Origin of the sequence: Pontibacillus yanchengensis Y32 (assembly GCF_000770635.1) — a bacterium.
GTDB classification, from domain to species: domain Bacteria; phylum Bacillota; class Bacilli; order Bacillales; family BH030062; genus Pontibacillus; species Pontibacillus yanchengensis.
In genome coordinates this window covers 16,034-27,233 of sequence record NZ_AVBF01000053.1, presented here as the reverse complement: position 1 = coordinate 27,233, position 11,200 = coordinate 16,034, and the positions used below count along the sequence as shown (strand labels likewise).

The window sequence follows — 11,200 nt, the reverse complement described above, 5'->3', positions numbered from 1 at the left end:
ACTTTAACATCTCCTTATTTCGTGTCTAGATTTATGGGTCCATTATAATACTCCCCCCCACTATTTAGACATTATACAAATAAAATGAGCTACTTCTTTATGAAGTAGCTCAAATTTATTAAACAGAGACCTTTTTATGACTCTATATTTAGATGTTACCGTTGTTATAATTTTCAACACACACTTAATCTTTTGTGAAAATAAACCTCTAAAATAGCAAGTTTATAAACTTACATCACGAATAGAAGGATTGAGGAATGCTACCAAAATTTCTTTGATGATATAAAAGAGGATTTTTATTATTACTCTGAATATCGAATACTTCCCCAACCAAAATAGTATGGTCCCCAGCGTCAATCGTTTTAAATGTTCGGCAATGTAATACACCGGCTACACCGGAGATCACAGGTAAATTGTGATCACTATAGTCCCAATCACAATTACTAAATCTATCAATGTCTTTTGAAGCAAATAAAGAACAAATATCACTTTGCTCTCCTGATAGTATATTGACAGTAAACTTTTCTGCGTTAATAAACGTACTATGTGATGTTACCTTTTTATCAATTGACCATAAAATCAATAATGGATCTATAGAAACAGAAGCAAATGAATTAACAGTTAGCCCTAGGGGTTGACCTGTGCTATCAACTGATGTAATTACTGTGACACCAGTTGGATAATTCCCCATTACTTCCTTAAATAAAGATACATTGTTATTATTCAAAATAGATACACCTCTCTTTTGTAAGACCATCAGGGCCTAGGTTAGAAATAATACATAAATTAATTTTTACACCTAGTCTATTGTATTGTATAAGAATTTATTAGTGCAAAATGCGTACATAAATAAATATTTTAAGATTATTACCTCATTACAGCAACATCTAATAAATTCCAGTTCCCTTTGGTGCAGTATTATCTTCGCTCTATAGGTTATTTCGGCATCCTGATTCCATTTTAGTTAAAAATACGTACTTTGTCATTTATATGATTTATTAACTCTATAATTAATGATTCTCCCACACTTTTCAAGCCACTAATTATATATACAAGGAAGGCTATCTAATTTTACCAAGCCTTTTTAGGTCTGTTCTCAGGGAAACCTACCAATTCTCGATAAGTCTTTCTTTCATCAGTGAAATCAAACCAATGTTTGCTGCTAGTAGGGTTATTTGTGTAGTTAATTACACAACGAATTTGATCTTCTACACAACTATCAATCCTTACTGCTAACTCTTGCTCTAATTGGTCAAAAAGCTTAGCACCATCTTTATCCTTAATTTCTGATAATCCAAAAATATTCAACACTACTACTAAATTTTCAGCTAATTTATAACCTATAGAAGGAACAGTTTGAAAATCAGCCAACCCTTTTAAAGTTTCAGCTTTTCTAACGGGGATATCTAGAAGGTCAGCTATTTCTTCTGTATTAAAGGTATGTATATCGCTCATTTTCAGATTTGTCTTTCTAAGTATAGATTTTTCTTCCTGAGATAGTGGCAATTTTATATTTGAACTCAAAAAAACCTCTTCCATAATAAGGAACGTGCAGCAACATCAAACCATCCCATTCGTGTGGGGAGAAGTTTGTACGTCGCTAAACGGGCGCCCCAAGTTTTAGTTCTTTAGCTACTGTAGAATTGATTCAATCTTCTTAAAAACAGAAGAGTAAACTTCTTGAACTTTATCCCTCTGGTATTCATCATTCTCAACCGGGTATCCAAATTTAAACGCCTTGAATGTATCTTTTGATTTTGGGTACCAAAGACCGGTAATAAAATGTTGGTTGTCATTGACTCTATCTACATATTCTTTATAGCTAATTTGATTTTCCATATTGATAAAAGGCATGTGAGATGCTTTCGATCCGACAAAAAATACTGGAACTTCAAGTGATCTATACGCATTTCTATACTTTTTATCAGCTGCTTCAGCTAAATTCTCTTCCATAATAAAGATTGCATTATATTTATTCTTAGGGAAATCTACTACTTCTGATAACTTTATTTCATGGAAGTTTATCTGATCTTCTTTAACGTTTGGAGCGGCACCTATTATTGCAATTTTAAGAGAAGTTCCTTTATATAGATCAGAACTTTTATCACTTCCAGTTGCTTTATAATCCGTATTCATAACGAAACCAATAAATAAAGAACCAATAAATGCTGTAACAATGATTAAAAACAGTAACTTCTTCATTAAGGACCTCCATCATAATTTTATTTTAATTCAGAAATGATACAAAGATTACTTAAGGGCTTAAGCCATATTACTTAACCTGCAACTGTTAATATAAAAGCAATATGTATTAGTGTAATTGTGATAATTGTTAACAGTATGGTTTTATATATTTCTAAATAATTCATTAAGTTTAAAACTCCTTTAAGCCTGTTTTAACTAGCACAACATAGTATTTTGATAGAGATATAATTCCCACAGCCAAAAGATATTGAGAACAAATAACTACTATAAGACTTTTAACAATTAGTCGGTGTGTATCAGAAGTAGAGAAAAAGTTTCTTTAAGTATTAAATTTAACATAATATTCCTCTAATGTATCTAATAGGTAGCTAAATTCATGTATGAATCCTATCCCAAAGCAAATAAAACGCTTGGATTGGATCCAAGCGTTTTAATGATAACTTCCTTATACTATAATCTATTTTTGCCTTAACAACCTCATACTATTAAGAATAACGATCAATGCTGCGCCGGTATCACTTAGAACTGCCATCCATAGGGTTAGGAAACCTGGAAAAATTAAGATTAGTGCTGCTAATTTAGTTACCACGGAGAACCAAATATTTTGTTTGATAATAGATAATGCTCTACGGCTCAAACGAATGGTGTGAGGTAGTTTCTCTAAATTATCTGCCATTAGAACTATGTCAGCAGTTTCCATCGCTGTATCTGTTCCAGCACCCCCCATTGCAATACCAAGATCTGCTGTGGCAAGAGCGGGCGCATCATTAATCCCATCTCCTACCATGGCCACTCGTTTTCCTTCACTCTGCAATTTCTTTATGGCTGAAACTTTGTCTTCTGGTAATAATTCAGCGAAATAACGATCGATACCTATGTCATTAGCTATTTTTGTCGCGGTTTCTTCATTATCTCCGGTTAACATTACCATTTCATTCATTCCCACTTCCTTAAGTGTCTTAATCGAATTTACAGTAATGTCACGGATTGTATCTGCCACAGCAATTATACCAAGAATATTCTTGTGAGTACCTATCACAATCATTGTATTCCCTGTTCCTTGTAAAGCATGTATTTGTTCTTCTATTTGTTCAAGTGAAACGTCCATTTCTCTAAACAATTTTGGACTCCCTGCAAAGTATTGGACACCATCTATTGTTGCTTGAGCTCCTTTTCCAGCGATTGCTTGAAAAGCTTCCCCATTTTTAGCAGGGATATCTCGTTCTTTGGCGTAGGTGGTGATTGCTTTAGCAATAGGATGGGTAGAATATTCCTCTATAGTTCTTGCAATAGCAATGAGCTCATCTCTGTTCTCGTTAAGTGTAATTACTTCTGTTACCTTTGGTTTTCCCTCTGTTAAGGTACCTGTTTTATCAAAAGCAATCGCCTGAATTACTCCGGCTTTCTCTAAGAAAGTACCTCCTTTGATTAATACACCTCTTTTAGCTGCATTACCAATTGCAGAAACAATAGCTACAGGTGTAGAAATCACCAGCGCACATGGGCACGCCACTACTAATAACGCAAGCCCTTTATAGAGCCAACCTCCCCAAGTGCCGAACCCGAATAGTGGAGGAAACACCATAACAGAAAGAGCTAATACGAAAACAATCGGGGTATAGACACTTGCAAATCGATCAACATATGCTTGCGTTGGTGCTCTCTGTTCTTGGGCTTCTTCTACTAAATGAATAATCTTGGCAATTGTTGTATCTTCCACAAGCTTCGTTACTTTGATTTCCATAGATCCATTTTCATTAACCGTTCCAGCATAAACCGTGTCACCTAGCTGTTTTTCTACAGGTAAGGATTCTCCTGTGATAGGGGCCTGATTAACACTGGATATTCCAGTGAGGATTTCACCATCAAGAGGGATTTTCTCTCCAGGTTTGACGATGATAATATCATTTATTTCAACTTCTTTTACAGCTTTACGTATAAGTTGATTTCCTGATTTAACGGTAGCTTCGGAAGGCGTTAGATTCATTAGGCTTCTTATAGAATCACGTGTACGCTCTATTGATCTGCTCTGTAGTGTATTTCCTAATGCGAAGAGCCACACAACCATTGCTCCTTCAAACCATTCTCCAATGAAAGCTGCTCCAATTGCTGCTGATGCCATCAGAACATTCATATCAAGAGATCTACTTTTAATTGCATAAAAGGCGCTTCTTGCTGGTTTAAAGCCACCTATGAGAATAGAAATGCCATATAGAACCATAGGTAAACTTGGAACAAGATTTGCGAAAGAAGCAATTACACCAAGCGCTAGAAATATCCCTGATAGGGTAGTTGCAGAACCTAAAACCATTTTCTTATCATCTGCTTGTTTGTTGTTAGGTTCAGATGACACTAAACCAGCTCCAAATCCAGCTTTTCGAACTTCTTTTACGATGTCTTTGGAATTTATAGCATGCTCTATTTGCATGTTACCAGTGGAAAAGTTTACACGGACTGTATGCACATTAGGATTCTTACTCAAATGATTTTCAATTGTTTTAGCGCAAGAACCACAATCCATCCCTTCTATTTTGTATGTTTCTTTGCTGATATTAGAATGAACTGGAGCCGCTTCAAAACCTAATTTTCTGACTTGCTTAGGGATTGTGCTATATATGGAAGGGTCTTCCGCTCCAACTGCCATCTTACCTGTTCCATAATTCACTTGTACCGTTTGAATTCCGTCAGTCTTCCTTAAGCCTTTTTCAATGGTAACTGCACATGAAGGACAGTCCATTCCCCTAATGTTATACTCGACAACATTCTGTTCATCATCTACCTCTTTATACTCTTCTTGTACGATTCGAGTATTTTCGGCGGTGCTACAACAAGATGATGTATCATTAATCTGATCCCTATTATCCCCAGAGCAACAAGAATTGGTTGTTTCATTTGCATTATACTGCTCTTCAGAACAGCAATTTGATTGTTGTTCTTTATCTATGTGACTCATTTTCGTTTCCCCCTTTAAACGCTTCGATAACACTTATGCTTCTTTTGAATGTAGCAATGCAATCGAAACAAGTTGATGCACATGATCATCTGCTAAAGAGTAAAAAACAAGTTTTCCTTCTTTTCGATATTTAGCTAATTTCATGTTACGAAGCAATCTTAAATGGTGAGAAGCTGTAGCAGTGGTTGAACCAATAATATTAGCTACATCACATACACAAAGCTCTTCTTCTATTGATAAAGCATAGGCAATTTTCATTCTCGTAGCGTCTGATAAAGCTTTAAAAATTAACTCTACGCCCTCTACTATTTTTATTTCAGGTTGCACTCGTTGAACAACTTCCTCATCATAACAAAACGTATCACACGTATCTTTACTAGCTTGTTTTAATACTTTTTCACTCAATACATTCACCTTCATTCAAATAATTGTTTTAATGTTTGTTTATAGTGTATGTTTTTGTTCTTCTGTGGTCAACAGAAAATATTCAAATGGGCATTTGAATAATAAAACGCATTGGTCCGTTCAGCATGTTATGAAATGCATCATATACTGTGCTTCTATTAAACTAATATTTCTTACCCCTTTTATTTCAATAAAAAAGAGCTAATGACTTAAAAGAGTCATTAGCTCTATAAAAAGATACACTTAAAGGTTGAATAATAGAAATAAGATTGAATAATTACTATTTAGTCACTAGTCTTCGTCAGATTATTGTTAAAAGCAAATTTTATTTTGAACTCTTCATCTAGTTGCAGCGCTGTATTGAAAGGTTTTTTACCTTTAAATCCTTTAAGTACTCTCGTTTGTTTCTTCTGACAAAGTGTTTTAATCATGTTCGGTGTTAATGTTTTTCCAGCTAATTTCTTTGGAAAGGTGACGTTACATCCCTTTTTATACTGAGAACAGCCATAAAATTTGTAGCGGTCAACAATTGATCCGGTCTTACAAGAGGGGCATCTAACAATCTCTTTATTATAGCTTTGTTCTGGGCCTTTTGATTGTCTAACCTGGAGATTATGAAGACTATTAGGTGTTTCTTCTATTAATTTTTCTATGAACTGGCTTGTTTGCTTAATGAACGTTTGCTTGGAACCTTGACCGCTCCCAATCTTTTTTAGGTAGGTTTCCCATTTAGCTGTCATGGAAGGACTGGATAAAAGTGTACCTTCAATGGCCTCACAAAGAGTTACCCCCTTTTCTGTTACATACACTACGTTCTTTTTTACTTCAATATACTTTTGGTTCTTAATCGTTTCAATAATACTAGATCGTGTTGCTTCCGTACCAAGACCTTCTACTTCCTTAAGCATTTCTACGTCTTCTTCATTGTCGATAAGCTTTCCACACGTTTTCATCATATTAATCAGATCGCCTTCTGTGTATGGCTTTGGTGGCTTTGTCATGCTCTCTTTTAAATGAACATGAGCTTTTACATCTTCTCCGTTATGCACGTCAGGTAAAATGGAGTCTTTCTCTTGATTCGACTTTGCAGGTTTAGGGAATAATTCCTTCCATCCACGCTTCAATTCTGTCTTCCCTGTTGTTTTAAAAGGCAATTCATTTACATCAGTTATGATGGTGGTTTCCTCATATACATAATTTTCATGAAACATAGCAAGTGTGTTCATCATAACCTCAGTATAGATGTTTTGTTCCTCATAACTTAAGCTAGCTAGTTTTTTAGAGGTAGGAACCGTTTTTGTCGGGATGATTGCATAGTGTTCCTGAACTTTGTTGCTATCTACGTATCGCTTATTCGGCTTAAGGGAGACTGGTGTGAAGGAAACGTTCATAGCCTCCTGATACTTAGAAAGGTTCTTCACTAAATAAGCAAATTCATTATCTGTAATAAAGTTACAGTCTGTACGTGGGTATGTGACTAATCGTTTCTCATACAATTTCTGCATCGTTTTCAATACTTTTGAAGGGCTATATTTCCACCTTTTATTCGCTACACTTTGCAAGGTAGATAAGGAATGAAGTTTTGGAGATTTTTGTTGCTTCGTTTTCTTCTCCACCTTTTGCACTGTCCCCGGAAGTTCTTCATTTTCCTTAAGGCTGTGCTGATCCATAATAGCTTGTACTTTGGCTTTATCGGTTTCCTTGATGTTTGCTATGCCTTTATATGTACCTTTCTCAGCTTGAAAAAGTCCCTCAATTTGATAAAAAGGCTCTGGCACAAATTCTTCGATTTCTTTTTGCCTTTGATAAATTAGATAGACGGTTGGAGATTGTACTCTTCCTATTGATAAGTATCCTGAGAATCCTTTCTTTTGCAGCAAAACTGTAAACAGACGACTGGCATTAATGCCCACCATCCAATCGCTAATCTGACGTGCTTTAGCTTCGTCAAATAAATACAAATCCTTCTCATTCGTCTGTAGATTCTTAAATCCTTTTCTAACTTCGTCTTTTTCCAATGAGTTAATCCATAAACGTTTAATTGGTTTCCCTTTAACGCCTGTAAGACGTAATATGCTATAGAAAATATTTGATCCTTCTCGGTCTACATCGGTTCCATTAATAATAACGTCTGCTTGATGGAATAGCTGTTTAACAGTTTTGAACTGAGCCCATTTGCCACTGGACACTTTCTCATAGAATTGGTCTGGGACAATAGGTAACTGATCAAGCTTCCACTTCTTCCATTCGGGTTTGTATTCATGGGGCTCTTGTAACTCTACTAAATGGCCAATCCCCCATGTAATAGTAGCTCCATCCGGAAAGGTGTCATCTGGTTTTAATTCAATGTGTGTTTTAGTTTTTTCTTTTATTTGAAATGCGTCAGCATACGCTTTTGCTTGAGACGGTTTTTCTGCTAAGATGACCACTCGTGTCATGGTCTTCACTCCTTTCAACGAAACACAACTGTACTATGGGAATATACGGAAGGGAAATAAAAAATGGTAAACGAAAGGTGGGATTGAAAAGGAAGAGGGTTAAAATGACGTTGATGTTTGTAGGCTCTATATCTCTACGTTAATTTTACCACATAAAGGGAAATCTGCTTAGAAAAAAATAAATGTAATCTTAAAGCTAAGCAGAAGTTGTACCACGATATTTAACTAATTATAGAAGTTCCATATTGTTAGTAGATAGAGCGGATGCGTTATTTTTTGTTTTTTAGATACCTCTCTGTTGCCAAGCCTGCATTGAAAACAGCTGAGACCATAATAAAGTAAAAGAGTATTGATATGAAGGTTGGATTAGCCAAATTTATAAAATGAAGGAGAGAACTAATTACAAATAGAATAGCAGTCATTACATGTAGAACAAATTGCCCTTTCACCGATTTAATCATTGTACACCTCCCCTTTATCTATTGTCATTTTTATAGTAAGCATATAATCAATTCCTATAATGTAGCTGTGTATGTTTGTGGTTGTTGTTTACTAACGAAGCAACATAAACTAATAATCTAGCAATCTTATTAGCTTTCAAATGACATCTACTTAATAACGAATTCTACATAGAAGCGATACTATCACAAGGTCTTGTAATATCGCTTCTATTACGTAATAAACCCACATCTTTAACCAAAAACATTTTCTGTTAACCCTTGAACCTTTACAGAAACGTTTGTTCGTATACACTGCCCATTCTTACTAATTTGGATTATTAACCATTTCATTTAACTTCTTCAGTTGCCTCTCTAACGCGTCTTGGTCACTTCTCCATTCCATCTTCTTTCCTGTTCCTCCATACTCTAACGTAACAAAATCAGGAGAAGTTTTCGTAAGTGTGAACGCTAATAATTGATAATCCTCCTCTGCCATTTCTACATGACGATCTTGTAGCCCTTTTTCTGGGTCGTGCTGTGGACCACAAACATGAATCTCTCTAACTCGATGAAGCGGTAGTTGATCTACATAGTCATAAGGTGATTCTTTTCTGTGATAAGCAGCTACTCTTAAGTGAGCTAAATCAAGAAGGAGGCCCACATCTGTGTCTTCACATAGTGAATAGATTAAAGTTGGGTCTGTAACGCACTTATATACGTCACTGTTCGTGTCATAAGGAACATTTTCGATTAGCAGATCTACATTAAGGTTTTCTTTGCAATAGAGGACCCCATGATATAAACGTTGTTTAATTTCATCTATTGTTGCTGGGTAATTCGGCCAGTATTTATGACGTCCAGATAGATGAATTGCTATATGTGGAGACCCACATTCTTCAATTGCTTTATTCACATGATTCCAGTCCAATTCATCAAGATCTGACTGAGCAGCATTAGGTAATGTATGTAGTAAAACAGGTCTTATCTTACGAGCAATCTGTACTTCTTTTGTATAAACATCCCAGCGAGATAGTTTAATCCAATCTACTATTACTTTTTCATGCTTCAATAAATTCAATAGCTCTGCTGAATAGTTACAAGCTAATTTAATCATAATGGCCTCCCTGTTAAACCCATGAGATTATCCATACTAAAAAGACTAAAACATTAGGTTTTAGTCTTTCTTTTCATCATTTCATTGTGCTTGCTTCATAGCCGTTACACCTAGTACCTCTTCATACACTTCAAGAATTTGCTCAGATGGTTTTGTCCAGCTGAACTTTTCAGCTTCATCTCTGGCATTTTCTCTCATGTTTTGATGAAGAACGGGATCTTCTAGCTTCTCTACAGCTGTAATTAAACTCTGCGTATCTTCATTTTCAAATAGTAACCCTGTCCGTTCATCATCCACCTGTTCCATAGTAGGTCCACTCTTAGCAGCAATAACTGGTAAGCCTGAAGCCATCGCTTCCAGGATAACCAAACCTAATGTTTCTGTAATGGATGGGAAAATAAACGCGTCAGCTGATGAGAACGCCTGAGATAGCTCATCTCCATGTAAGAAACCTGTAAAAATGGTATTAGTACCAGCAAATTTATTTTCTAATTGTTCTCTGACAGGTCCATCTCCCACAATGGCTAATCGAACATCACTACGTTTCTCTAGTAAAGGCTTTAGTTTATGAATTTCTTTTTCTGGAGCTAAGCGACCTACGAAGACAAGTAGTTTCTTTTCAGGTTCTCCGCCAGATAAACGGTTCCGCATATCTTCATTATAGTGGCTTGGGTGGTATCGGTCGATTGCTACTCCTCGCTTCCAAACATGTACATTGTGAAAACCATGCTCGTCCAATTCATTTTTGACAGCTTGAGATGTACACAAGTTAAGGTCTGCTTTATTGTGCAGACGTTTAAAGTACCACCATAGAATTGGTTTAAATGGATATAAATTATAATAGTCCATATATTTTGGCACGTGGGTGTGATAAGAGGCAATTAACGGGAAGTTAAGAAGACTAGCATACTTGACTCCACTTACTCCTAATAAAGCCGGATTCACCACGTGTACTAAGTCAGGTTGATGTTTCTCCAAAAGATCTTTAACAATCTTATTTGGTAATGCAAACGGTCGGTACCTATAGAAAGGTAAATTTGTTGCTTTTACTCCTTCGATAATTGCTCCTTCAAATTCCGTAACGCCAAGATCAGGTGCAATAACAACAACTTCGTGATTCTGTTTGCGTAAATACTTAATAGCTTCTGTTAACCTTGTTACAACTCCATCTGTAGAAGGCAGAAACGTTTCTGTTATTATCGCAATCTTCACTATACATACTCCTTTGTCTTCCTATTAATGAAACAGTATTCCACTTGATAGGAGTTTTTATCCTAATATCGATGACCTAATATCGTCCCTTCCAAACAAAAGACTGAAGCATTTACCTTGTGCTTCAGCCATATAGAAATGAAAAAACATGTAACGGGACAATGTCATACAATCGTTAAGGCAACGCTCTGTACGTTATAGAGCGAACTATATATAACCTGATATTATGCTTGTTCCTAATATTCTTATCATACCAAGAATCTACCACAGAAATCATTATAAAATCCATTGATATTTCTTAAGAATATGTAAGGAAATTTAAATTAACGTAAATATTACATGGCACATTGTAACATAAACAGTGTAAAAATACATTATTTATTGATATAAGGGTTTTTCTTTGTTTTTAATTCCTATTAGGAGTTACTACTAA

The 11,200-nt window shown here is 35.5% G+C and carries 9 protein-coding genes; all 9 read right to left on the bottom strand.

Annotation, left to right across the window (positions count from 1 at the left end):
- Positions 1-235: 235 nt before the first annotated feature.
- Positions 236-691 (bottom strand): flavin reductase family protein, encoded by a 456-nt coding sequence (locus tag N782_RS15730; RefSeq protein WP_052111387.1) that lies wholly within the window; start codon positions 689-691, stop codon positions 236-238.
- 380 nt (positions 692-1,071) lie between these two features.
- A complete protein-coding gene (locus N782_RS15725) occupies positions 1,072-1,539 on the bottom strand; it encodes a helix-hairpin-helix domain-containing protein (protein WP_036822286.1) in 468 nt (155 codons plus the stop codon).
- A gap of 93 nt (positions 1,540-1,632) precedes the next feature.
- Positions 1,633-2,202, bottom strand: coding sequence for a hypothetical protein (locus N782_RS15720; RefSeq protein ID WP_036822282.1), 570 nt, complete (start codon positions 2,200-2,202; stop codon positions 1,633-1,635).
- 460 nt (positions 2,203-2,662) lie between these two features.
- On the bottom strand, positions 2,663-5,158 hold the full coding sequence (locus tag N782_RS15715) for a heavy metal translocating P-type ATPase (RefSeq protein WP_036822280.1): 2,496 nt from the start codon (positions 5,156-5,158) through the stop codon (positions 2,663-2,665).
- A gap of 33 nt (positions 5,159-5,191) precedes the next feature.
- Entirely contained in the window at positions 5,192-5,563 is a 372-nt protein-coding gene (locus tag N782_RS15710; RefSeq protein ID WP_036822278.1) for an ArsR/SmtB family transcription factor, read from the bottom strand.
- Between the two features lie 284 nt (positions 5,564-5,847).
- Positions 5,848-8,001, bottom strand: a complete 2,154-nt coding sequence (locus N782_RS15705; RefSeq protein ID WP_036822275.1) for a type IA DNA topoisomerase — start codon at positions 7,999-8,001, stop codon at positions 5,848-5,850.
- 269 nt (positions 8,002-8,270) lie between these two features.
- Entirely contained in the window at positions 8,271-8,462 is a 192-nt protein-coding gene (locus N782_RS15700) for a hypothetical protein (RefSeq protein ID WP_036822272.1), read from the bottom strand.
- 304 nt (positions 8,463-8,766) lie between these two features.
- Positions 8,767-9,555, bottom strand: coding sequence for a multinuclear nonheme iron-dependent oxidase (locus N782_RS15695; RefSeq protein ID WP_036822270.1), 789 nt, complete (start codon positions 9,553-9,555; stop codon positions 8,767-8,769).
- Positions 9,556-9,636: 81 nt separating this feature from the next.
- Positions 9,637-10,767, bottom strand: coding sequence for a glycosyltransferase family 4 protein (locus tag N782_RS15690; protein ID WP_036822268.1), 1,131 nt, complete (start codon positions 10,765-10,767; stop codon positions 9,637-9,639).
- Positions 10,768-11,200 lie beyond the last annotated feature (433 nt).